The organism is Agromyces sp. S2-1-8, from assembly GCF_021129215.1.
In the GTDB taxonomy this organism is placed as follows: domain Bacteria; phylum Actinomycetota; class Actinomycetes; order Actinomycetales; family Microbacteriaceae; genus Agromyces; species Agromyces chromiiresistens.
Genome location: NZ_JAJOLP010000001.1, coordinates 254,983 through 277,181 on the forward strand (window position 1 = coordinate 254,983; position 22,199 = coordinate 277,181).

The window sequence follows — 22,199 nt, forward strand, 5'->3', positions numbered from 1 at the left end:
ATCGAGCCTATGCGAGTCCACGTTGCCGACCACCCGCTCATCACCCACAAACTGACGGTGCTCCGCGACGAGAACACGCCGTCGCCGGTGTTCCGCTCGCTCGTCGAAGAGCTCATGACCCTGCTCGCGTACGAGGGCACCCGCGGCGTCCGGGTCGAGCCGGTCGACATCGTGACCCCGGTCGCCCCGACCACGGGCGTGCGCATCGCCGACCCGAAGCCGCTCATCGTGCCGATCCTGCGCGCGGGTCTCGGCATGCTCGAGGGCATGGTGAAGCTCCTGCCGAGCGCCGAGGTCGGCTTCCTCGGCATGGCCCGCGACGAAGAGACCCTGCAGCCGACGACGTACGCCGAGCGGCTGCCCGACGACCTCTCCGACCGCCAGTGCTTCGTGCTCGACCCGATGCTCGCGACGGGCGGCTCGCTCAGCGCCGCGATCGAGTTCCTGCTCGCGCGCGGCGCGACCGACGTGACCGCGATCTGCATCCTCGCGACGCCCGAGGGGCTCGCTGCGGTCGAGAAGGCGCTGCACGGGCGCGAGGTCTCGCTCGTGCTCGGCGCGATCGACGAGCGCCTCAACGAGCACGGCTTCATCGTGCCCGGCCTCGGCGACGCGGGCGACCGCCTCTACGGCACGGTATAAGCGCACCGCCGATTCCACCGGCTCGAAGGATCTGCGAGGTCCGCCGCGCCGTGGCGCAGCTCCCTTGACGAAGATTTTACAGATTCGCTATTCGTCGCAGATTCTTTCACGCGAGGCATCCGGCCGTCTGAATCCTCCGGATGCCTCGCGCTGACGCGCACCCGCTGCGACGTCACACCCCGTCATCCGGGGGTCACGAATTGACACACGCTCGACTCTCGGATTTACTCGCACCCATGACTGACAACGCACGCACCCTGACCACCCGCGAGGTGAACAGGACGACCGGCATCATGATGTCGGCGCGTGCGCCCATGTGTTGTCGAATGTGCCGCTGACCGCGACTCGACCGCCGAGTTCCGCAGCCGACCCGCATCCAGGTCGGCACGGACTCCACTGAACCCACCGGCTCTCGGGGGTTCGCCGGCCGTATCGGCCTCTCGTTTCCGACCCCGCAGATCGGGGTCGTCTGCAGCACCCTTCGACTCACAAGGATTCCCGTCATGTCTCTCGCACTCGCCACCGCTCCCGTCGCCCCGGCCGTCCGCCCGGTGCAGGCCCGCACGGCCCCGTCGCTCTCCGCCGCCCCGTCGGCGGCGCCGCTCCGCTCGCTCTCCTCGGCCGTCGCCGCCGAGGCCGCCGCCGTCGCCCGGCCCGCCGCCGCGACGCCCGCCGCACCCCGGGTCCGCGCCGTGCCCGAAGGCACCGAGGCCCGCGGCTTCGTGCTCTACGTCGGCATCGACGAGGCAAAGGCCGCCGAAGACGGCACCACGCTCCACCGCATCGTCGAGGCGCTCCGCGCCCTGACCGCCGAGGTCGCCCCGTCGTCGGAGACCTACGCCGCCGTGGCCCTCGCCCCCGAGGGCGCCGGCGGCCGCGACGTCGACGTCGTGCGCCTCGCCCTGCAGGACCCGGCCGCCCTCGCGAAGCAGCGCGAGGGCAAGGGCACCCGCAACGACGCCGACCGTCACCCGAACGGCGTCATCATCGACATCTCGCGCAAGCGCGTGCTGCTCGACGGCGAGGCCGCCGGCCTCACCTACAAGGAGTTCGAGCTGCTGCAGTACCTCGTGCTGCGCGAGGGCCGCACGATCGACCGCCACGAGCTCATCGAGAACCTGTGGGACGCCGACGACGAGGCGCCGAGCGAGCGCACGATCGACGTGCACGTGCGGCGCCTGCGCTCGAAGCTCGCCCACTACCAGGACATCGTGCGCACCGTGCGCGGCGTCGGCTACCGCTTCGACCGTCACGCGGACGTCTCCATCCGCCAGGCTTCGACGCCGTCGCCCGACCTCTACTGAGCGCCCTGCGGTGCCGAGGCGAGCTCGCGCACCGCATGTGCAGGATCAGGCGTCGAGCGGGCTCGAATACGGCGGTACCAGCCGGCTCATCCTGCAAGTCGCAGCCGGATGCCGCACGGCAGGCACTCCGCCAGCCGTGTCTCGCACGCGATTGCAGGACATTCCATCCGGCAAGCCCGGATAGGGCGGCGCCGGCCGGCTCATCCTGCAAGTTGCGCGCGAGTGCCCCTCCGGTGGCCGATCACCCGTCTCGAGACGCATGATCCTTCGTCGCGCGCTACTCGGCCACCGGGTGCGCCCGCGCGACGTGGCTGCGGGCGTGCGCGACCGCGAGGCCGAGGTCGTCGAACAGGTGGTTCTGGTGACGCAGCGACGACACGACGCCGACCCGCGTCGCGACGCCGAGGTGATCGGCGCGGATGCCCTTCACGAGCACCGTGACCCCACGGCGCTCGAGCGCCGTGATGAGCTCGGTGATGACCTGGGCGCCCGTGGCGTCGAGCAGCTGCAGCTGCGACATGCGGATGATCACGACCTCGATGCCGCGGATGTCGCCGACGCGTTCGAGCATGCGCTCGGCCGCGCCGAAGAAGAGGGCGCCCTCGAGCCGGAACAGGGCGATGCGCTCGTCGCCGGGCTCGGCCGGCGGCGGCAGCTCCTCGCGGTGCACGCCGCTCGAGCGCGACAGTGCGCGCAGCGCGAAGAACGCCGCGACGGCGATGCCGATGAGCACGGCGTAGATGAGGTCGAAGCTCACCGTGATGACGGCCGTGACGACGAACACGACCGCATCCGACCGGGTCGAGCCGAGCACGGTGCGCACCGTCGCGAACGAGATCATGCGGGTCGCCGTGACCATCAGCACCCCGGCGAGCGCCGCGAGCGGGATGACGGCGACGACCGCGCCCCCGACGAGCACGATCGCGAGCAGCAGCAGCGCGTGCACCACAGCGGCGAGCCGTGTGCGTCCGCCCGAGCGCACGTTGACGGCCGTGCGTGCGATCGCCCCGGTGGCCGGCATGCCGCCGAAGAGCCCGGCCGCGACCGAGGCGAGCCCCTGCCCGACGAGCTCGCGGTCGGCGTCGTACGGGCCGGTGTCGGAGATCGACGCCGCGACGCGCGCCGAGAGCAGCGACTCGATGGCCGCGAGGGCGGCCACCGTGAGCGCCGCACCTGCGAGCCCGCTCATGGCCGCCCAGTCGGCCGTCGGCAGCGCCGGCGCCGGCAGCCCTGCGGGCAGTTCGCCGATCGTGGCGACGGGGGCCTGCACGAGCACGGCGACGGCGCTCACGACGATGATCGCGATGATCGAGCCGGGCAGCTTCGGATGCAGCCGCGGTGCGACGAGCATGATCGCGGCGACGACCGCGACGATGCCGATCGACCACGCGGCATCCGGCCATTCGACCGCCGCGAGCGACTGCACGGCCGCGACCGCGGCGTTCGTGCTCTCGCCGGGCGCCGAGCCGACCGCGGCCGGCACCTGCTGCAGGAAGATGATGATCGCGATCCCGAGCGTGAACCCCTCGATGACCGGCCACGGGATGTAGCTCACCGCACGGCCGAGCCGCAGCACGCCGGCCACGACGACGATCACTCCGGCGAGCACGCCCACGAGCGCGAGCACGCCGGCGCCGTGCGACGCGACGATGGGGGCGAGCACGACGACCATCGCACCGGTCGGCCCCGACACCTGCACGTTCGAGCCGCCGAACACCGCCGCCACGATGCCCGCGACGATCGCGGTGACGAGGCCCGCCTCGGCCCCGGCGCCCGAGCTGACGCCGAACGCGAGCGCGAGCGGCAGCGCGACGATCCCGACCGTGATGCCCGCGATCACGTCGCCCCGCCAGGTGCGGCGGAGGTCGCGGTAGTCGGCCGGGCTCGGCAGCAGCGCGAGCGCCGCACGCCCGAGGCGGGCGAGGGCGCCGGTGCGTGCCGTGCGCTCGGCGGCCGCCGGCGTCGACCCGGTCACGAGCCCACGACCGCGGCGGGCGGGATCTCGGGCAGCCCGGTGCGCTCGATGAGCTGCCGCTCGGTCGTCTGCAGGATCTCGCCGAGCAGCGCCCGGGCGACGCGCAGCAGGTCGGCGACCTGCGGGTAGGCGAGCCGGTAGAACACCTGGTTGCCGCGGCGCTCGGCGACCACGAGCAGGTTGCGCTTGAGCACGGCGAGGTGCTGCGAGAGGTGCGAGGCCTCGAGGCCGGTGGCGTCGAGCAGCTCCGAGACGGATGCCTCGGGGCTGGCCGAGAGCACCTCGAGCACTCGCACCCGCAGGGGATGCGCGAGCCCCTTGAAGAGGTTCGCCTTCACCTCGTAGAGCGGCCGGTGGGCGTCGGGGTGCGGCACGAGACATCCTTCGTTTGATGGATTGATGAATCCATCATCCCGCTGGAATCGGCTCTCGGAAGAATCACAGAACGATAACTAGCGCCTGTTACCGATCCGTTATATATTCGGAAGTGCGCCGGCTGTTTGCTGTGGCGGACGGCGCGGAATGTGATTGCAGGACACTCTTGGTGCAAGGGCGAGGGCCGGTCGTCAGCCTCTACGACCGGCCCTCAACCGTTCCCTCCTGCGCCGCCTCTCGCGGTTCCCTATTGTTGGATGCGTCCGATCGACGAAGGGGGCCGGCATGGCCGATCGCGCGACCACCGTCGCGGCGTGGGAGTCGCTCTTCCGTGCACAGGTGACCATCATGCGAGCGCTCGCGGCCGAGTTCCCGAGCGACGTGATCTCGCTCAACGAGTACGACGTGCTGTTCAACATCTCGCGCGCACCCGGTCGGCGACTGCGCCTGAAAGACCTCAACCGCAGCGTCCTCATCACGCAGCCGAGCGTGAGCCGACTCGTCGACCGTCTGGCCGCGCGCGGCTGCGTCACGAAGGCACCCGACCCCGCCGACGGGCGCGGCACGATCGTCGGCATCACCGAAGAGGGGTTCGCCCTGTTCCGCCGCGTCGCGATCTCGCACATGGACGCCATCAACCGGCAGTTCGGCGACGCGCTCTCCGACGACGAGCTGCACACCCTCACCGAGCTCTGCAACCGGCTGCGGGCCGACCCGCAGTAGCGCCCCCCGAACGGGACTAGACGCAGGGCGCCTTCGAGCAATACTCTCAGCCTCAAGAAGAAGTCCAGGGGTCGGGGCTTGGGGAGGCCGCCATGGAGATCGCGCTCGTCGTTCTGCAAGCCTGCGTCGTCATCGGGGCCATCGTGCTCGGCGTCCGGACCGGGGGCCTCGGCCTCGGGCTCTGGGGCGTCGTCGGCACGGTCATCCTGGTGTTCGTCTTCCAACTGCCGCCGGGCTCGATCCCGGTCGACGCCTTCTTCATCATCATCGCGGTGATCACTGCGTCGTCGGCGATGCAGGCGGCGGGCGGCATCGACTACCTCGTCGCGATCGCGTCGAAGATCATCCAGGCGAACCCGAAGCGGCTCACCTACGTCGCGCCGCTCGTCGCGTTCGTGTTCACGGTGCTCTCGGGCACGTCGAACATCTTCTTCGCCCTGATCCCGGTGATCTACGAGACGGCGTACCGCAACGGGCAGCGACCCGAGCGGGCGCTCGCGTCGTCGACGGTCACCTCGGGACTCGGCATCACCGCGAGCCCGGTGTCGGCGGCCATGGCCGCCTACCTCGTGCTCATGGACGGCACGGGCTACGGCCTGCCGCAGATCCTGCTCATCACGGTCCCGGCCGCGATCGTCGCGTGCATCGTGACGTCGATCGTGCAGCAGCGGGTCGGCAAGGACCTGCTCGACGACCCGGTGTTCCTCAAGCGCGTCGAGGCGGGCACCGTCGAGGTCCCCGAGGCGCTGAAGGCCCGCTACGCGGCGAAGGCCGGCTCCGGCACGACGGCCACGGCCGTGAAGACCGGCGGGTCGGATGCCTCGGCCGCGGCACCCGGTGACGCGAAGCCCGTGCGCATCGAGCACCCCGTGCCCCCGGGCGGCGCGATCTCGGCGTGGATCTTCGTCGCCGGCACGATGCTCATCGTGCTGCTCGGGCTGTTCCCGGGGCTCCGCCCCGCGTTCCCCGACGAGGAGGGGAACCTCGAGCCCATCGGCATGTCGACCGTCATCGAGATGATCATGTTCACGGTCGCCCTGGTCATCATCCTCGTGCGCAAGGTCAAGCCGTCGGCGGTCGTCGAACAGCCGCTGCTCAAGGCCGGCTTCGTCGCGGCCGTCGCGCTCTTCGGTATCGCGTGGATGGCCGACACGTTCATCTCGGCGAACGAGGAGACGATCATCGAGCCGCTCGGCGCGATGATCGAGGCCAACCCGCTGCTGCTCGCGGTCGCCCTCTTCATCGTCTGCGGCCTGACGACGAGCCAGTCGGCGACGACGAACACGATGATCCCGATCGCGCTGGCCGCCGGGCTGGCCCCGGGCATCATCACGGCGATGTGGCCGTCGCTCATCGGCGTCTGGCTCTTCCCGGCCAACGGCTCGCAGATCGCCGCGGTCGAGACCGACCTCACCGGGTCGACGAAGCTCACCCAGGTGCCGGTCTGGCACTCGTTCACGATCCCGATGCTGGTGTCGTGGGTCGCCGTCGTGCTCGCCGGCCTGCTGATCCAGCTCGTCGTCCCGGCCTGACCCGACGTCGCGCACCGCGAGCTGCCCCGCTCCGTTCGGCACACCTCGGACTTCCGTCAGAAGCGTCCATCGAAGGAGAGACCATGCCAGACACCGACGACCTGAAGCGTGCCGCCGCCGACCTCATGCCCGAGGTGATCGAACGGCTCGAGGCCCTCGTGCGCATCCCGTCCGTGGCCTTCCCGGGATTCGACCCCGAACCCGTGCACCGCATGGGCGAGGCCGTGGTCGAGCTGTTCGAGGCGGTCGGCGCCGAGGGCGTGCGCCTCCTCGACGTGCCCGGCGGCTACCCGTGCGTCTACGCCGACCTGCCCGGGCCGGAGGGCTCGCCGACCGTGCTGCTCTACGCGCACTACGACGTGCAGCCGGCGCCCGAGAGCCAGGGCTGGTCGAGCACGCCGTTCGAGCCCGTGACGAAGGCCGACGGCCGCATCTACGGTCGCGGCGCGGCCGACGACAAGTCGGGCCTCGTCATCCACTACGGCACGCTGAAGCTCATCGGGCCCGACCGGCCGTGCCGCATCAAGATCCTCGTCGAGGGCGAGGAGGAGACCATCTCGCATCTCGAGGGCTTCGTCGAGGCGAACCCCGAGCTGTTCGCGGCCGACGCCTACGTCATCGGCGACATCGGCCCGCAGAAGGTGGGCCGCCCCGGGCTCACGACCGCGCTCCGCGGCGATGTCGCGTGCACCGTGACGGTGCGCACGCTCGCGAACCCGGTGCACTCCGGCATGTTCGGCGGTGCGGCGCCCGACGCGATGACGGCGATGATCCGCATCCTCGACACCCTGCACGACGAGCACGGCGACACGGTCGTCCCCGGCGTCGACAGCTCGGCGTGGAGCGGCGCCGACATGGACGAGGACGTCTACCGCGAGGGCTCGGCGATCCTGCCCGGCGTCGACTTCCTCGGCACGGGTTCGCTCTCCGACCGCATCTGGGCGAAGCCGTCGGTGACGGTGCTCGGCATGGACCTGCCGAACACGGCGGAGGCGTCGAACGTGCTGCTGCCCTCGGTCACCGCGAAGCTCTCGATGCGCATCGTGCCGGGCTCCGACGGCGACGCGCAGCTCGAGGCGCTCATGTCGCACCTGCGATCGCAGCGGCCGTGGAACTGCGAGGTCGAGGTCGAGAAGGTGAAGGTGGGTCACGCGTTCGCGGTGGATGCCTCGCATCCGGCGATCGTCGCCGCCGAGAGCGCCCTCGCCGACGCCTACGGCGCGCCCGTCGAGAACATCGGCAGCGGGGCGTCGATCCCGCTCGTCGCCTCCCTGCAGAAGGTCTCGCCCGGATCGGCGATCATCCTCTGGGGCGCTGAGGACACCGCGCAGTCCCGCATCCACGCGTCCGACGAGTCGGTCGACCCCGGAGAGATCGAGCGCATGATCGCGGCGCAGACGCTCTTCATCCGGGGTGTCGCGGCGTCGGCGCGGTCCTGAGCACCGGCGGGTCCGAGAAGGGGTGGGGTTCTCATGACCGCGGACGAGCCGACGCCGGACCAGCCGCCGGCGAACGTGCCGGAGAAGCGCATGACGGTGCTGCAGGCGACCTTCATCGGCGTCGGCTCGATGGTCGGCGCGGGCATCTTCGCGCTGCTCGGCGCCGCCGGCGCCGTCGCGGGCTCGGCCGTGTGGGTGTCGTTCCTCGTCGCCGGCATCATCGCCGCCCTGCAGGGCTACTCGTTCGCGAAGCTCGGTGCGAAGTACCCGTCGGGCGGCGGCATCCTCACCTACCTGTCGAAGGGGCTCGGCGAGGGCCATCTCACGGGCATCGGCTCGTGGCTCTTCTTCACGGCCGGGTCGATCGTCGTCGCGATGATCGCCTCGTCGTTCGGCGGCTACGCGAGCTCGGTGGTCGCGGGCGGCGACCCGGGGTGGGCGAAGGCGCTCGGGGTACTGCTCATCGTGGTCATGTCGTGCCTGAACGCGGTCGGCTCACAGGTCGTCGCGCGGGTGCAGTCGGTCATCGTCGTCGTCGTGCTCGCCATCCTCGTCGTCTTCGCCGCCGTGACGATCGCGAACTGGGATCCGGCGCTGCTCGACCCGGCCGGCTACCCGGGCCTGCAGCAGATCATCGCGAGCGTCGCGCTCACCTTCTTCGCATTCCTCGGCTTCGGTGTCATCACCTTCACCGCGAAGGACCTGCCGAACCCGTCGCGCCAGTTGCCGAAGGCGATCTACTTCGCACTCGCGATCGCGACGACGATCTACGTCGCCGTCTCGCTCGGCGTCTTCGGCACGCTGACGGCCGAGCAGGTCGTCGAATACGGCACGACGGCGCTCGCGGAGGCGGCGAAACCCACGCTCGGGCAGGCGGGCTACGTGCTGATGGTCGTCACGGCGCTGTTCTCGACGACGGGCGCGGTGAACGCCGGCCTGTACCCCTCGATCGGCATGACCCAGCACCTCGCCTCGGTCGGGCAGTTCCCGCCGGTGTTCGGCCGGTCGTTCGCCCGGTTCCCGTTCGGCCTCATCGTGATGGCGGTGCTCGCCATCGTGCTCGTCGTCGGGTTCGACCTGAACAAGATCGCTTCGATCGGCAGCGCGGTCGCGCTGCTCGTCTTCTCGGCGGTGACGGTCGCGCACTTCCGCATCTACCGCGAGACGGGTGCGAACATCGTGGTGCTCGTCATCGCGCTCGTCGCGACGCTCGGCACATTCGTCGTCTTCTGCACGACGACGCTCGTGAACGAGCCGGCGACCGCGATCGCCCTGGTCGCGATCATCGTGCTCGCCACGGTCGTGGACTTCGCCTGGAAGGCCGCGGCGGAACGGCGCACGACCGCCGCGCGCTGAGTCGCGACCGCGCACGACGATGGGGTGGGAACCCTACCTCCCACCCCATCGCGGTCTCGCATGGAGACCGTCCCGCCGAGCGACCCGAACTGAGCTCGGCGAGCTTGACCCGAGCGGTCGAGAGGGACATTCCGATCGCTCGGCACGTCGAGGTGCAACGGGCCGGTCCGGTCGGGTACGGACTCGGGTTGTGCTCGAATCGTAACCGCCAGCCCGAGTACGCCGCATCGCCCCGAACGGGGGGATTCCGACGGTCAGGCGGGCGACGGCCGGTTCGCGGGCTCAGGGCCAGTCGACGGATGCCTCGTAACCCGGGTGCTCGCGCAGGTACGCCGCGATGAACGGGCACTCGGGCACGATGCGGTCGCCACGGGAGACCGCGTCGTCGAGCACGTACTTCGCGAGGCGACTGCCGAGGCCGCGGCCCCCGAACTCGGGCTTGATCACGGTGTGGGTGAACACGATCGCCCCCGGCTCGAGCCGGAACTGCGCGAACCCGGCCCGCTCGCCGTCGACGACCAGCTGGTACCGCTGCCGGTCGTCGAGGCGAGTGATCTCCACGAGGGCGGCGGGCTCGGCCGCGCGGGCGTCGCTCACTGCTCGACCGGCTCGACGCGGTCGTCGCCGGCCGCCTGGTCGACGGCCGTGGTCGAGGCATCCCCCTGCTCGACCGCGATCTTGCGCGGCTTCGCCTTCTCACTGACGGGGATCGTGACGCTCAGCACGCCGTTCGTGTAGCTCGCGGAGATGCGGTCGGTGTCGACGCCCTGGCCGAGGTTGAGCTGCCGCAGGAACGAGGCGGCCTCGCGCTCGCGCGTGATCCACTTCACGCCGTCGCCGGTCGTCAGGGTGCGCTCGGCTCGGATGGTGAGCAGCTGGCCGTCGACGTCGATGTCGACCGAGCCGGGGTCGATCCCCGGCAGGTCGGCGGTCAGCACGTAGTGGTCGCCGTCGCGGTAGAGATCCATCGGCATGCGGCGCGGGCCGCGCCGGGTGTCGAAGAGGGCGGACGCGACCCGGTCGAGGTCGCGGAACGGGTCGTAGGCGGTGGCCATGATTCCTCCTGGTCGATGATGTTGAGTCGATCTGACTCAACTCTCTATCGAACATAACGCCGGCCCGCGCGGAGGATTCCGGGTCGGCGTGCGCCGACAGCGAACGGCCACGGGCGACATGGTGGATGCCTCGGCTCGAGCCCGCGGCATCCGCCTGCTGCTCGTGGTGACGGTGACCGGAGGTGGTCGCGACGAGGGCGATCAACCATGCGAAGACGAGCGTGAACGCGACGATCTCGAACACCGTCAGGTTGAACCACCCCAGCAGGTCGTAGCCCGCCATCGCCGCAACCTCGACGGCGAGCGCGACGTACGAGAAGCAGACGAACCCGCGCGGCATGCGCTCCGCGTACCAGCGGGTGCCGAGGCAGAGCGACGCGAACGCCGCCGCGGCGAGGAGGGCGAACGCGTTGTGCAGCACGGGCACCCGGTCGATCGGCACGGCGCCGACGCCCATGAGCCCGAAGCCGACGAGGCCGATGTGCACCCGCATCGTGGTGCGGGCGCCACGACGGATGCCGAACCGTCCGACCGCGAGTGCGCGGGTCAGCGCTCCGGAGAGGCCCGCCATTCCGGCGCCCGACACGACGACCGCGACGTTGAAGCACAGCGCGGCGAGGTCGTTCGACGTGCCCAGGGTCGAGAAGTTGCGGGTCCACCAGTCGCCCGTGGGCGTGATGCTCATGCTCGCGAGGCTGCCCGCGGCCAGCAGCATGGCGACGAGGTTGAAGGTGCGATATGCCTCGTGGTCGAGCGCGTGCCGGTGCAGTCGGTAGGTGCCGATGCCGAAGACGCCACCGAGCAGCAGCCCGTACAGTCCGTGCCCGCCCGGCAGGGGGTCGAACGCGGCCGCCGTGAAGTGCACGGCGAGCAGGGCGAGCGACGCCCAGGCGAGTCCGTTCGCGATCGCCCGCGGACGCGCGCCGAGGCCCGGCAGCCGCAGGTGTGCGATCGCCGCCAGGCTCGTGCGCGACGCCGAGGCGACGAGCAGCGCAGCGCACACGGCGGCGCCGCCCGCGATCGCGGGCACGAGACCCGCCGGGTCGAGCGATCGATGGCCGAGGACCCCGCCGTCGAACGTCGCGTCGTGCACGAATGCGCGATACAGCACGATCGAGACGGCAGCCGCGATGAGCAGTGCGTAGACGCGTCGCACGATCGACGCGAAGCGGGCCTGGGGCACCGCGAAGGCCGCGGCGGTGTCGCCGGCGGCGGGCAGCGCGACCGGCCGGCCGTGCTGATCACGGTCGGCATCGCCCGGGTCGCTCGCTCCGAGAGAAGTCGCGAGCGCCCGGCCGTATGAGGCGGAGATCGTCCCCGCGCGTTCACCCCACATCGGTCGATGTCCTTCACCGGAATCAGACGTCACACGAGCCTAACCGCGAGATTCCGGCGCTGCCATCGTACGGATCGAATGGAATCGGCCGACCGAGGCGCCGACGAGGGCCTCGACGGCCGCGTCGAGCCGGTCTCATCCCGTGTTCGATACACTACGGGGGTATCCCATCTTTCCGGAGGTGACCGCCCGATGCTCGACCGGATCCGTGGTGCGGCACTGCCGGCCTCGCGCACCGCGCGGGCGACGCTCCTGAGCGTGGTCGCGATGGCGGCCCTCATCGTCGGCCTGCTCGCGATGCATGCGACGGGATCGAGCCCGGAGCACTCGACGCACGTCGCGCCGACCTCCGCCGCACACCATGCGAACCCGGCGACGGACGCCCGCCACGCGGCCCGCGCCGAGCCCGAGGCATCCATCGCGGGTGCCGGTCACGCACCGGCCGACCTGGGCGACTGCGCGCTCATGATGCTCGGGTGCGTCATGCTCGTCGCCGCGGTCGCCGTGCTCATCGTCGCCGCCCCCGGAGCGGCCCGGGCCGTCGCGCGCGCCGTCGACGACACGCGTGCGCTGCTGCGGAGCAGCGCACCGCCGCGACCACCGAGCCTCATCGCACTCTCCATCAGTCGGACCTGAGTCGACCTCGACCCGCGACCGCGGAAGCGGCCTCCCGTGCACCCCGTGCATGCCGAGCGACCGCACCGCCTGCCGCTGCGGCGCCCCCTCGGGAGCCGCATCGCATCGAATCCACGACTCACGACTCCGACGGAAGAAGCAACCCATGAACACGACCCAGACCCTGCGCGCCGCCGCCGCGGCCGCCATCGCCGCGACCGCAGCGCTCGCCTTCGCGGCCTGCTCCGCCGCAGGCGGCGGCACCGGCACGAGCGCCGGCACCGACCCCGGCTCCGCGAACGACGCCGACGTGATGTTCGCCCGGATGATGATCCCGCACCACGAACAGGCGGTCGAGATGAGCGACGACCTGCTCGCGAAGGACGGCATCGACCCGGCCGTGCGCGACCTCGCGACGCAGATCAAGGACGCCCAGCAACCCGAGATCGACCAGCTGAACACCTGGCTCGAGGAGTGGGGCGCCGTCGACGACGCGATGCCGGGCATGGACCACGGCGACGGCGGCGGCATGGATCACGGATCGTCAGGCGACGGCATGATGTCGGACGACGACATGGCGGCCCTCGCCGAGGCCACCGGCGACGAGGCATCCCGCCTGTTCCTCGAGCAGATGATCGTGCACCACGAGGGCGCGATCGAGATGGCCGAGGCCGAGCTCGCCGACGGGGCGCACCCCGGCGCCCTCGAGATGGCGCAGGCGATCGCCGACACCCAGGCCGACGAGATCGCGACGATGCAGGAGCTGCTCGGCGAGGGCTGACCCGCGCGCGAGCCCCGGCGTTCGCCCATCGCTCGAACGTCGAAGCGGCCCCGCCTCACAGGGCGGGGCCGCTTCCGTTCTGGGGGGCGGACACCCCGGCGGCGTGCCGCGTCAGGGGCGCGGTTCGCCGCCCTGCTCCTGCTCGTGGAGCACCTCGCGGTCGGCCTCGTTGAGCGCCGCCTCGCCCTCGTCGCCCTCGGCGATGACCGCGTCCTCCTCGAACGACATGCGCAGGTTGCGGCTGAAGAAGCGGGTGATCGAGGCCAGCACGATGAAGCCGACCGCCAGCCAGAGCATCCCGTAGAGCATCGCGTCGCCGCTGAGGTTGAGCCAGAGCAGCACGGTGAGGGCGATGCCGATGAGCGGCAGCACGATGTTGCGGAAGACCTGCGCGAACCCCTTGACCTGCTTGTTGCGCACGGCGAAGTGCAGGATCACCGTGAGGTTCACGATCGTGAACGCGATGAGCGCGCCGAAGTTGATGAGCGTGAAGATGAAGTCGAGGTCGGCGACGGCGGCGCCGAGCGAGACGATGCCGACGAAGATCACGGCGACGGCCGGCGTGCGGAACTTCGGGTGCACGAACGAGAAGAAGTGCGAGATCGGCCCGGTGCCGTTGCGACCCATGACGTAGATCATGCGCGAGACGCTCGCGTGCGAGGCGAGGCTCGACGCGACCGCTGCGGCCACCGCGGCCGACACGAAGAAGATCTGGAAGATGATGCCGCCGACCGAGTTCGCGATCTCGGGCAGGGCCGTGCCCTCGAAGCCCGCGTCGGTCGGGAAGAGCGACTGGGTGAACCAGGCGGCGGTGAAGAAGATGAGCCCGCCGAGCACGAGGGCGAGCACGATCGCCTTCGGCACGGTGTGCGCGTCCTTCGCCTCCTCCGTGTACATCGTGATCGCGTCGAAGCCGATGAATGAGAAGCACACGATCGTCGCCGCGCTCACGACCGCCATGATCTGCACGTTCGCGTGCCAGAACGGCTCGAGGCTGAACGGCGTGCCGTTGCCCGCGCCCTGGTTCAGGGCGTTCCAGGCGAGCACGATGAACACGCCGATGAGCACGATCTGGAAGATGAGCAGCGTCGCGTTGACCCGCGACGTCGAGCTGATGCTCCAGAGGTTCAGCAGGGTGATCACCGCGACGTAGCCGACGACCCAGATCCAGCCCGGCACCTCGGGGAAGAACGACTCGAGGTACTGGCGCACGAGCAGCGCGTTGACGAGCGGCAGCAGGAGATAGTCGAGCAGGGCCGTCCAGCCGACGATCCAGCCGACGTTGGGGTGGATCGTCTCCGAGGCGTACGTGTACGCCGACCCGGCCGACGGATAGACCCGGGTCATTCGCCCGTAGCTGATCGCGGTGAAGATCATCACGACGAGCGCGACGAGGTACGCGAGCGGCACGACACCACCGCTCGCCTCCGAGACGTAGCCGAACGTGTCGAAGACGGTCATCGGCGTCATGTAGCCCAGGCCGAGGCCGACGATCGCCCATAGGCCGAGCGAGCGCTTCAGCGTCGGGTTCGCCATCGTGGCGGTTCGGGTCATCATCGATCCTCTCGGGTCTTCGTTGTCGAGCAGGGTGACGCTACCCGATCGCGAACCGCCGAGCCCCGACATTGTGTCCAGCGAAGCGCGACGAACCCTCCACTGTGTCCATCACCCCCACGGGTGAGCGTTCTCAGCGGAGCACGTCACGGGCACTCCCGGAAAACAGTGAAGGCGGCTCGCAAGCTGCGAACCGCCTTCTTCCGTGCGCCCGGAGGGACTCGAACCCCCAACCTTCTGGTCTGTAGTCAGCGAGTCGCCCGAAATGCCGGCACGCGCGGCCAGCGTGATGGTTTGGCTGGTGCTGTCGGTGCTTGCGGCGGTTCGATCATGATGCGCTGGCCGCGGAAGCGACGCCGGCCGTCGACGGCGTTCGAGCTGCGCGCGCTGCGGCCGTGCCCGAGCTGCGGCGGTCAGCTCGTCATGCAGCTCGTCGACGCCGAGCGCACGGCCGGCGAGGTCGAGGCGCTCACCGGGCGGCGGCTATCGGGCGACCCGTCGACGGTCGTTTCGATCGTCGTGCCGTGGGTCTCATGCGGGTCGTGCGGCTTCATCGCCGACGCGTCGACGACGACGCCGGCATGAGCGGCCGGGGCCGGCCGACGTCGTCGACGACGTCGAGCAAGAGTGGTCAGGTGATCTCTGAAAACTGGGCCAAGGCCATTGATGACTACTTGCTCAAGCTGCGCGCGTCGGGTCAGCCGGCGACGACAGCGAACACACGCCGGCAGCAGCTCCAGCACCTCGCGCGCCGTGTCGCGGTCGGGCCGTGGGAGCTGACCCCCCACGAGCTGCTCGAATACGCCGGCGCGCAGGACTGGGCGCAGGAAACCCGGCGCGGGCGGTACTCGGCATTCCGCGAGTTCTGGAAGTGGGGCAAAGCAACCAAGCGATGCCGGCAGAACATCGCCAAGCGCGCCCTGCCGAGGGTGAAGGCCTCGCCGCCGGCGCCTCGACCGATGCCCGATGCCGTGTACCAGTCGGCGCTGCGACGAGCGGATGACCGCACGACGCTGATCCTTCGACTGGCTCACGATGCTGGGTTACGGCGCGGCGAGATCTCGCTCATCCACTCGGACGACCTCTCCCAAGACTTCGTCGGCTGGTCGTTGCTCGTGCATGGCAAGGGCAACAAGCTGCGCACGGTGCCGCTCACGCCGAGGCTCGCGCTCGACCTTCGGGCGCTCGGCACAGGGTGGGCTTTCCCCGGCGACATCGACGGGCACCTGTCTGCGCGGCGGGTCGGCGAGCTGGCCGTCGATGTCCTGCCGTCGCCCTGGACTCTCCATGCGCTGCGGCACAGCTTCGCCACGAGGGCGCATGAGATCGAGGGCGACACGTTGACGGTGCAGCGGCTACTCGGCCATGCGTCGCCGGCGACGACTCAGCGCTACGTGCTGCTCGGTGACGAACGCCTGCGGGGCACGGTCTACCGGGCTGCGGGTGTCAACGGCCCCTTGACAGTGAATCGACGGAACGGATTGGAAGCGGTATGAGTGTCGAGACTCCCGAATACATGGCGATGTTGCGCCGCATGATCAAGGCCGGCGGCAGGCGGGCAGCAGACGGTGACGAGCCTGAGCTGCGCGCCCTGATCGAGTTGTCGGGCGTGCTCGACGAGGCGATCGGCGCCGCCGTCGACGGGCAGCGCGAGCTGGGTCGCTCGTGGGCGGCAATCGCCGCCGCGACCGGCACGAGCCGGCAGGCCGCACAGCAGCGGTGGGGCCGGCGAGCGACCGCCTGAGCTGCGAGCACGACGAAAGGGCCGGCCTTCCCCCCAGAGACAAGGCCGGCCCTTTCGTGTGCCTACTCGGCGGCGTGCCGGCCGTCGCTCTTGGCGTAGCCGGCCGCCCACGCGCCCACGGCGGCAAGCACGATCGTCACGGCGCCCTGCACGTCGGCGGGCAGCTCGACGCCGGCGAACTGCCGAAGCGCCCACGCGCCGATCGTGGTGACGGCGGCGGCGACGGCCGCGCCGCCGGCAGCGGCGTTGACCTTCGGGTTGATGCTGGTTGCCATTCCTTCTCCTATTCGAACAGACCCGGCGGTGCGGGCGGTGGTGGTGGCGGTGAGCCGTGATAGATGTGATCGACGAGCTGCCGATTCCAGAGCCACAACAGCCGGTTGTCGCGGTGCCAGCGAGCGAGCGCGATCGAGAGCGTGATTCCGCCGGCGATGAACGCCGAGCCGAGCACGCCGACGAATGCCAGCACCGCGATGACGACGGCGTCGGTCACAGCGTGTTCAGGAAGCGGGCGACGCCGCGCCACGTGTTCGGGCCGGGAACGCCGTCGATGGGGCCGGCGTAGCCGTAGCGAGCTGCGAGGCGCTGGAGCGCCTTGTACGTGTTCACGCCGGGCTTGCCGTCGGCCGGGCCGGTGTAGCCGAACTGGCGCAGCGCGAGCTGCGCGGCCTTCCATGTGTTCGGGCCGGGCTTGCCGTCGCGCGGGCCGACGTAGCCCTGCCGTGCGGCCCAAAGCTGGAAGCGTGCCCAGAACACGAGGCCGGGCGCGCCGTCCTGCTCGGTCGTCGTCTTCGGCAGCTTGCCAGCGGGCAGCGGCTTCGGTGCGGCGGTGAGCTTGAGCTGCTGGCCGGCCATGTCGCGCGACCAGCCGACGTACTTGTAGCCGTTCTGCTTCGCGTTGTACCGGGCGACGGTCGTGACGCCGACCGTGTTGTGACCGGCCCACTGGTCGGCGGTCGGCGCGTCGGTCATGAGCACTTCGGCGCCGCCGAGGCTGATGCCGACGTGACCCGAGGTCTCGCCGTCGTTGAGCCACCAGTGCAGGGCGCCGGCGGGCGCGTCGGCGGGGTTGGTGCCGGCGATGGTGGATGCCTTGCAGGCGACGTTCGCGTCGCCGGCGGCGTCGAGGTCGAGGGCGCGCACGATGAAGCTCTGGCACCATTGCGACCACGTCTTGCCGTCGCGGTTCGGGTGGGCCTCGGCCCAGTCGAGGGCTTCGGTTGCGGTTCTCATCGGGGTTCTCCTTCGGTCGGATCTCGGGCAGGTGGCGGGGTCAGGCGGGCGCGTTCGCGGTCGGGCTCTTGTTGAGCTCGTTGAATGTCTTGCCGGCGATTGCGGCGTTGAGCTGGTCGAACGTGACGCCGCTCCATGCGGCGTTGAACTCGTCGAATGTGGGGCCGGTCGTGATGTCGGTCAGGGCGATCTCGACGATCCAGCGGGTCGGGGTGATCTTGTGCGTGAGGCCGGCGACGCGGGCGCGCTGCGCGATGCTGCGCCGGGTGAACTCGACGTCGACGCGGTCGTAGATGTCGAGCTGGGCGGCGGCTGCGACGTTCTCTTGCGCGTTCCAGCGGATGCGAGGGATCGCGTATCGGGGTCGGGCCGTCTGGGTGAAGATCTCGCCGGCGCGCTGCAGTAGGTCGTTCTCGTGGCCGGCGCCGAGCCAGAGGCAGGTGTCGAGGCTGTCGGCTCGGGCACCCCAACGGTTCGCGGCAGTCTCGTCGACGAACGCGGCGTCGGCGTCGTCGGCGATGAAGCTGCCGGGGTTGTCGGGGTCGGCCTTGCGGCCGTGCTGCTTGAGCGTCAGCGCGGTGACGGTCGACCGGGTGTCGAACCCGGTGTCGACGTCGACGTAGTGCAGGGCGCCCGGCGTGCTCGCGTCGCTGAACCGGGCGACGGGCTGCTGGTCGTCGAGGGCGCGGCGGAACTGGGTCACGCCGAACGCGTCGACCCACCAGCGGGCGCCGACGCTGTTGCAGGCGAGATCGAAATGATTCGCCAGCGTCGATTCGTAGACGACATCGCGCAGCCGGTAGTCGTCGGGGCGGGCGACCTCGATGACTCTGATCGAGGTCAGGGCGATCTTGAATCGGCGGGTGGCCGAGCCGGACGGCGTTGTGAAGCCGCCGGGGATCGCGAACCGGATCTGGTGGGCGGTGCCGGTGGCGACGAACTGCAAGGCGGGGATCGCGACGTAGCCGGCACTGCTGACCGTGGCCGTTGCGCCGTTCGCGATGCCGGCGACTTCGAGGCGCCACTGGTTGACGCCGGTCATGCCGCCGACGTTCTCAAGCATTCGTCCCATCGCCTCGACGCGGTAGGTTCGCCCTGGGCGCAGCTGGGAGAACGTGCGATAGGGCGCCTGCCAGAACGGCAGGATTGCGCCCGATGTACCCACACGCTGGAACGTGTGCGTCAGCACCCCGTTCGCCTCGACGAGCGTGTTGGTAAACAGCGGGTCATCCTTGTAGCGGGACCAGCCGACGAGGCCGGCGACGGCGGGGCCGTTGTAGATGATCAGTTCGCGGTCGGCTGTCGGCGGCGCGGTCGGCGCGACAGCCGAGCCGGCGAGCCGCGTGATCCGCTCGGCCCACGGCTCGTGGCCGAGCCCGTTGCCGGCGACGGCGCCGAACCGGGGCGTGGCCGCATGCTCGGCGACCGCGTCGGCTGCAACGATCGTCGTGAACGTGGTGAGCTTGTTCGTTTCCTTGTCGAGCACGTGGCTCTGTTGCGCGTCGGCGATCGTGGCGGTGATCAGCGGCGTGTTCGGCTCGGGCAGCATTTCGAGTCGGAAGTCAGCGACCTCGATGTCGAAATAGTTGCCGGCGACGGCGCGGTCGATCTGCACCGTCGTGCGGATCGAAAGCTGCGGGTTGCTGTCGGGCAGCACGTCGGGCGCGGTGAACTCGAACGGCGGCAGGTCGACGAACTCTGAGCCGGGCTGGAGCTGCGGTGCGCCGAGCGCGATCGGCGTGCCGTAGAGCACGGTGATCTGGAGCGGGCTTGCGAGTTCCAGCGAGCGATACCGGGCGCGCGCGGCTGCGCGGTAGCGTCGGCCGGGGATCATCGGCGGGTCGAATGCGAACACGGCGATAGCGAGGGTCGACTGGAAGACACCCGAGCCGCCGCCGGGCATCGTGCAGCGGACTTCGTAGGCGCCGGTTCCGGGCTCGCCGGACTCGGTGACGGTGCCGCCGCTGGACACGATGCCGGGCAGGTTTGTCCACGGCGCCCACACGAGGGACGACGCGCCGGGGCGTGCGTCGCGCATGACGACACGGCATGGCGAGTTCGGGCGCAGCGAGGCGTCGTCGGCGAGGTCGATGTCGCCGACGAGGCGGGCGGTCAGGGTGCCGACTTCCATCTTGTTCGCGGCGCCCGACCGGCCGGCGCCGCGCTTGATGTCGACGCTCGTGACGCGGTCGGCGAGCGTGCGCCATGCGCCGGCGTCGCTGTCCCACGTCTCGACGTCGAGGAACTCGACGACGGCCTGTTCGTGAATCGTCATCGGTTGCCTCCGTTGAACCGCTCGAACTCGTCGATTGCCTCGACGACGGCGCGGCCGACTTCGGCGTTGGGTGCGACGGCCTGCACGGTGACTTGGTACGTGTTCCCGCCGCGCCCGCCGGCGGCGCCGATGCCGGCGATGCCGACCGTCGGCGTGTACTCGGCGCTCATGACGTCGGCGACGCGGCCCATGGCCCGCTTGACGCCGGACAGCTTCGACAGGCCAATCTCGAGGCCGTCCATCGTCTGGGTGCCGATCTTGCGGAACACGCGCGACGGCGAGTGGATGCCGAGCAGGCTCTTGGCCCAGTCGATCGCGCCGTTGACGACGCCGCCGATCGCGTTCCAGACGGCGCTCGACGCGTTCCAGATGCCGTTCGCGAGACCCTGCACGAGGTTGCGGCCGAGGTTCGTGACGGTGTTCCAGAGGTTGATGACGGCGTTCCAGATCTGCGAGGGCAGGCTGCGGAAGAAGTGCAGGATGTTCTGGATGCCGTTGCTGAAGAACCCGACGACGTTGCGCATGAGCTGACTGAAGAACCCCGCGACGCTGTTGAACGCGTTCGTGAATCCCTTGCTCGCGTTCTTCGAGCCGGTGATCAGGTCGACGAACCAGCCGAGCACGCCGGCGATGACGTCGATGACGACGGTCAGCACGCCGGTCACGGCCTCGATCGCGGGCATGAGCAGTTTGAGCAGGGGCGAGATCAGGGCGAGGATCGGCTTGAGCAGCGCGGCGAACAGGCCGATGATCGGTTCGAGCGCGGCGCCGATGAGCTTGAGCAGCGGCGAGATCAGTTGCAGCACGGCCTTGATAAGCGGAAGTACGGCCGGCACGATCGGCATGAGCGCCTTGAGCACGTCGACGAGGATCTGCGCGAGCATCGTGATAACAGGCGTCAGCGCCTTGATGACGGTGCCGAGCACGCCGCCGAGGGTCGCCGCGATCTCGGTGATGATCGGCATGAGCGCCCGGAACACGGTCGACAGTGCGGCGCCGACGATCTCGACGATCGGCATGAGCGCCGGCAGCAGCTCGGCGAATACGCCGGCGAGCTGCATGACGAGATCGGCGATGATCGGCAGGATCGCGGACAGGTGGCCGGACAGCATCTTGACGAGCTGGCCGACGAGGTTCGCGACGATCGGCAGCACCTTCGCGAGCACGCCGCCGATGACGCCGGCGAGCTGGCCGAACGTGGCAGCGAGCTGCGGCAGGACCGGCTGGAGCGCGCGGAACACGAGGCCGAGCGGCGAGAACATCGAGGCGAGCTGCGCGATCTGGCCGAGGTCGATGCCGCCGAGCATCGACTTGAGGTTGCCGACGAACCCGGACACCAGCGGGCCGATGCCCTGCAGCACCGGTGTCAGCTTCGCGGTGAGGCTGCCCCACATGCGTTCGGCGCCGGGCGCAATCGCCGCGGTTGCAGAGTCGACGATGCCGGTGATGCTCTGGAACGCGGTCTTGACGAGCGGCAGCGACCCGCCGATGAGGGCGGCGCCGCCGCGCGAGAACGCGGCGACCATGTTCGCCCAGGCGCCGCGCGTCGTGTTCCCCATCGCGGCGGCGGCGTTGCCGACGGTGCCTTCGAGCACGGCCGCGAACGTCTCGGCGTCGACCTTGCCCGATGAGACCATCTTGCGCAGCTCGTCGCCGTTCACCTTGTAGTGCTCGGCAAGCTTCGTCCAGATCGGGATGCCTCGATCGGCGAGCTGGTTCAGCTCGTCGGTCTGTACCTTGCCGTTCGTCCAGACCTTGTTGAGGATCGAACCCATGTCGCCGAGGCCGACCTTTGCGAGGGCGGCGGCGTTCGCGGTCAGGGTCAGCGTCCGGGTGAGTTTCTCGCCGGGCTGGATGCCGGCCGCGACGGCGGTCGACGCGATCGTCGCGGCGTCGCCGAGACCGAACGCGGTGCCCTTGACCGACTGCAGGGCCGACTTCATGATCGCGTCGATGCTCTTGGTGTCGTGGCCGAGCCCGCCGAGCGCGGCGCGAGCATCCTCGATGTTCAGCGCACGGCTGATGCCGCCTTTCAGGGCGAGGGCGCCGACAGCGGCGCCGATGCCGGCGACGGCGCCGACGCCGAATTTCCCGATCTTGCCGAGGGTCGAGAACAGCCCGCCGGCGTCGCGGCCGGCGTTGTCGAATCCGCGCTTGAGCGGCTTCGTATCGGCGAGTACCGACACGATGACGGTCTGTCCGGCCATGCTCTCCCTTTCCTCGGTGTGGGCCTCGGGGCCGGCGCGAGACAGCCGGCCCC

The 22,199-nt window shown here is 70.2% G+C and carries 22 protein-coding genes; 12 read left to right on the plus strand and 10 right to left on the minus strand.

What is annotated here, in order from left to right; all coding sequences use genetic code 11:
* Positions 1–9: 9 nt before the first annotated feature.
* Positions 10–642, plus strand: coding sequence for a uracil phosphoribosyltransferase (upp, locus tag LR269_RS01125; RefSeq protein WP_231428875.1), 633 nt, complete (start codon positions 10–12; stop codon positions 640–642).
* A gap of 503 nt (positions 643–1,145) precedes the next feature.
* Complete coding sequence (locus LR269_RS01130) at positions 1,146–1,946, plus strand: winged helix-turn-helix domain-containing protein (RefSeq protein ID WP_231428876.1); 801 nt, start codon at positions 1,146–1,148, stop codon at positions 1,944–1,946.
* Positions 1,947–2,223: 277 nt separating this feature from the next.
* Here the strand turns inward: LR269_RS01130 and LR269_RS01135 are convergent, their stop codons facing one another.
* Positions 2,224–3,840 carry a SulP family inorganic anion transporter gene (locus tag LR269_RS01135; RefSeq protein ID WP_231432192.1) on the minus strand — a complete coding sequence of 539 codons (1,617 nt, stop codon included), beginning with the start codon at positions 3,838–3,840 and terminating at the stop codon, positions 2,224–2,226.
* Positions 3,841–3,917: 77 nt separating this feature from the next.
* Positions 3,918–4,295, minus strand: a complete 378-nt coding sequence (locus LR269_RS01140) for a metalloregulator ArsR/SmtB family transcription factor (protein ID WP_231428877.1) — start codon at positions 4,293–4,295, stop codon at positions 3,918–3,920.
* 286 nt (positions 4,296–4,581) lie between these two features.
* Here LR269_RS01140 and LR269_RS01145 point away from each other — a divergent pair, with 286 nt between their 5' ends.
* From LR269_RS01145 to LR269_RS01160, 4 genes are all read left to right on the plus strand, one after another.
* Positions 4,582–5,019: a MarR family winged helix-turn-helix transcriptional regulator gene (locus LR269_RS01145; protein ID WP_231428878.1), complete on the plus strand. Its 438-nt coding sequence runs from the start codon at positions 4,582–4,584 to the stop codon at positions 5,017–5,019.
* A gap of 92 nt (positions 5,020–5,111) precedes the next feature.
* The gene (locus LR269_RS01150) at positions 5,112–6,551 is read left to right on the plus strand and encodes an SLC13 family permease (protein WP_231428879.1); all 1,440 of its coding nucleotides are present in this window, start codon (positions 5,112–5,114) and stop codon (positions 6,549–6,551) included.
* Between the two features lie 83 nt (positions 6,552–6,634).
* A complete protein-coding gene (locus tag LR269_RS01155) occupies positions 6,635–7,990 on the plus strand; it encodes a M20/M25/M40 family metallo-hydrolase (RefSeq protein WP_231428880.1) in 1,356 nt (451 codons plus the stop codon).
* A gap of 33 nt (positions 7,991–8,023) precedes the next feature.
* The gene (locus tag LR269_RS01160; RefSeq protein WP_231428881.1) at positions 8,024–9,346 is read left to right on the plus strand and encodes an APC family permease; all 1,323 of its coding nucleotides are present in this window, start codon (positions 8,024–8,026) and stop codon (positions 9,344–9,346) included.
* Positions 9,347–9,628: 282 nt separating this feature from the next.
* Here the strand turns inward: LR269_RS01160 and LR269_RS01165 are convergent, their stop codons facing one another.
* Both LR269_RS01165 and LR269_RS01170 read right to left on the minus strand, forming a co-directional pair.
* The gene (locus LR269_RS01165) at positions 9,629–9,943 is read right to left on the minus strand and encodes a GNAT family N-acetyltransferase (protein WP_231428882.1); all 315 of its coding nucleotides are present in this window, start codon (positions 9,941–9,943) and stop codon (positions 9,629–9,631) included.
* Complete coding sequence (locus LR269_RS01170; protein WP_231428883.1) at positions 9,940–10,401, minus strand: Hsp20/alpha crystallin family protein; 462 nt, start codon at positions 10,399–10,401, stop codon at positions 9,940–9,942. Before LR269_RS01170 ends, LR269_RS01165 begins: the two co-directional genes overlap by 4 nt.
* An 88-nt stretch (positions 10,402–10,489) precedes the next feature.
* On the opposite strand from LR269_RS01170, the gene LR269_RS01175 reads away from it, so the two are divergent.
* The 3 genes from LR269_RS01175 (at position 10,490) to LR269_RS01185 (ending at position 13,133) form a co-directional block, all read left to right on the plus strand.
* Entirely contained in the window at positions 10,490–11,704 is a 1,215-nt protein-coding gene (locus tag LR269_RS01175; protein ID WP_231428884.1) for a hypothetical protein, read from the plus strand.
* A gap of 225 nt (positions 11,705–11,929) precedes the next feature.
* A complete protein-coding gene (locus LR269_RS01180) occupies positions 11,930–12,373 on the plus strand; it encodes a DUF6153 family protein (RefSeq protein WP_231428885.1) in 444 nt (147 codons plus the stop codon).
* 145 nt (positions 12,374–12,518) lie between these two features.
* Entirely contained in the window at positions 12,519–13,133 is a 615-nt protein-coding gene (locus LR269_RS01185; RefSeq protein WP_231428886.1) for a DUF305 domain-containing protein, read from the plus strand.
* A 111-nt stretch (positions 13,134–13,244) separates the two neighbouring features.
* On the opposite strand, the gene LR269_RS01190 is transcribed toward LR269_RS01185, so the two are convergent.
* Complete coding sequence (locus tag LR269_RS01190) at positions 13,245–14,687, minus strand: APC family permease (RefSeq protein ID WP_231428887.1); 1,443 nt, start codon at positions 14,685–14,687, stop codon at positions 13,245–13,247.
* 330 nt (positions 14,688–15,017) lie between these two features.
* Between LR269_RS01190 and LR269_RS01195 the strand changes: the two genes are divergently transcribed.
* From LR269_RS01195 to LR269_RS01205, 3 genes are read left to right on the plus strand one after another with little or no spacing between them, the layout of a single operon-like run.
* Positions 15,018–15,272 (plus strand): hypothetical protein, encoded by a 255-nt coding sequence (locus LR269_RS01195; protein WP_231428888.1) that lies wholly within the window; start codon positions 15,018–15,020, stop codon positions 15,270–15,272.
* Positions 15,221–16,183: a tyrosine-type recombinase/integrase gene (locus LR269_RS01200; RefSeq protein ID WP_231432194.1), complete on the plus strand. Its 963-nt coding sequence runs from the start codon at positions 15,221–15,223 to the stop codon at positions 16,181–16,183. Before LR269_RS01195 ends, LR269_RS01200 begins: the two co-directional genes overlap by 52 nt.
* Positions 16,184–16,203: 20 nt before the next feature.
* Positions 16,204–16,431, plus strand: coding sequence for a hypothetical protein (locus LR269_RS01205; RefSeq protein ID WP_231428889.1), 228 nt, complete (start codon positions 16,204–16,206; stop codon positions 16,429–16,431).
* 62 nt (positions 16,432–16,493) lie between these two features.
* Here LR269_RS01205 and LR269_RS01210 read toward each other — a convergent pair whose 3' ends face one another.
* Genes LR269_RS01210 through LR269_RS01230 form a run of 5 tightly spaced genes read right to left on the minus strand, consistent with a single transcriptional unit; the run spans position 16,494 to position 22,146 of the window.
* A complete protein-coding gene (locus LR269_RS01210) occupies positions 16,494–16,706 on the minus strand; it encodes a hypothetical protein (RefSeq protein WP_231428890.1) in 213 nt (70 codons plus the stop codon).
* An 8-nt stretch (positions 16,707–16,714) separates the two neighbouring features.
* A complete protein-coding gene (locus tag LR269_RS01215; RefSeq protein WP_231428891.1) occupies positions 16,715–16,924 on the minus strand; it encodes a hypothetical protein in 210 nt (69 codons plus the stop codon).
* Entirely contained in the window at positions 16,921–17,664 is a 744-nt protein-coding gene (locus LR269_RS01220; protein WP_231428892.1) for a peptidoglycan-binding domain-containing protein, read from the minus strand. Before LR269_RS01220 ends, LR269_RS01215 begins: the two co-directional genes overlap by 4 nt.
* A 40-nt stretch (positions 17,665–17,704) precedes the next feature.
* Entirely contained in the window at positions 17,705–19,939 is a 2,235-nt protein-coding gene (locus tag LR269_RS01225; RefSeq protein WP_231428893.1) for a hypothetical protein, read from the minus strand.
* Positions 19,936–22,146 carry a tape measure protein gene (locus tag LR269_RS01230; RefSeq protein ID WP_231428894.1) on the minus strand — a complete coding sequence of 737 codons (2,211 nt, stop codon included), beginning with the start codon at positions 22,144–22,146 and terminating at the stop codon, positions 19,936–19,938. The genes LR269_RS01225 and LR269_RS01230 overlap by 4 nt, the downstream gene beginning before the upstream one ends.
* Positions 22,147–22,199: the final 53 nt, after the last annotated feature.

Coding starts and splice junctions, on each gene's coding strand:
- LR269_RS01230 (WP_231428894.1), bottom strand. CDS start 22,146: ATGGCCGGACAGACCGTCATCGTGTCGGTACTCGCCGATACGAAGCCG.
- LR269_RS01200 (WP_231432194.1), top strand. CDS start 15,221: ATGCGGGTCGTGCGGCTTCATCGCCGACGCGTCGACGACGACGCCGGC.
- LR269_RS01130 (WP_231428876.1), top strand. CDS start 1,146: ATGTCTCTCGCACTCGCCACCGCTCCCGTCGCCCCGGCCGTCCGCCCG.
- LR269_RS01195 (WP_231428888.1), top strand. CDS start 15,018: ATGATGCGCTGGCCGCGGAAGCGACGCCGGCCGTCGACGGCGTTCGAG.
- LR269_RS01210 (WP_231428890.1), bottom strand. CDS start 16,706: ATGGCAACCAGCATCAACCCGAAGGTCAACGCCGCTGCCGGCGGCGCG.
- LR269_RS01225 (WP_231428893.1), bottom strand. CDS start 19,939: ATGACGATTCACGAACAGGCCGTCGTCGAGTTCCTCGACGTCGAGACG.
- LR269_RS01185 (WP_231428886.1), top strand. CDS start 12,519: ATGAACACGACCCAGACCCTGCGCGCCGCCGCCGCGGCCGCCATCGCC.
- LR269_RS01170 (WP_231428883.1), bottom strand. CDS start 10,401: ATGGCCACCGCCTACGACCCGTTCCGCGACCTCGACCGGGTCGCGTCC.
- LR269_RS01160 (WP_231428881.1), top strand. CDS start 8,024: ATGACCGCGGACGAGCCGACGCCGGACCAGCCGCCGGCGAACGTGCCG.
- LR269_RS01155 (WP_231428880.1), top strand. CDS start 6,635: ATGCCAGACACCGACGACCTGAAGCGTGCCGCCGCCGACCTCATGCCC.
- LR269_RS01180 (WP_231428885.1), top strand. CDS start 11,930: ATGCTCGACCGGATCCGTGGTGCGGCACTGCCGGCCTCGCGCACCGCG.
- LR269_RS01145 (WP_231428878.1), top strand. CDS start 4,582: ATGGCCGATCGCGCGACCACCGTCGCGGCGTGGGAGTCGCTCTTCCGT.
- LR269_RS01220 (WP_231428892.1), bottom strand. CDS start 17,664: ATGAGAACCGCAACCGAAGCCCTCGACTGGGCCGAGGCCCACCCGAAC.
- LR269_RS01190 (WP_231428887.1), bottom strand. CDS start 14,687: ATGACCCGAACCGCCACGATGGCGAACCCGACGCTGAAGCGCTCGCTC.
- LR269_RS01205 (WP_231428889.1), top strand. CDS start 16,204: ATGGCGATGTTGCGCCGCATGATCAAGGCCGGCGGCAGGCGGGCAGCA.
- upp (WP_231428875.1), top strand. CDS start 10: ATGCGAGTCCACGTTGCCGACCACCCGCTCATCACCCACAAACTGACG.
- LR269_RS01150 (WP_231428879.1), top strand. CDS start 5,112: ATGGAGATCGCGCTCGTCGTTCTGCAAGCCTGCGTCGTCATCGGGGCC.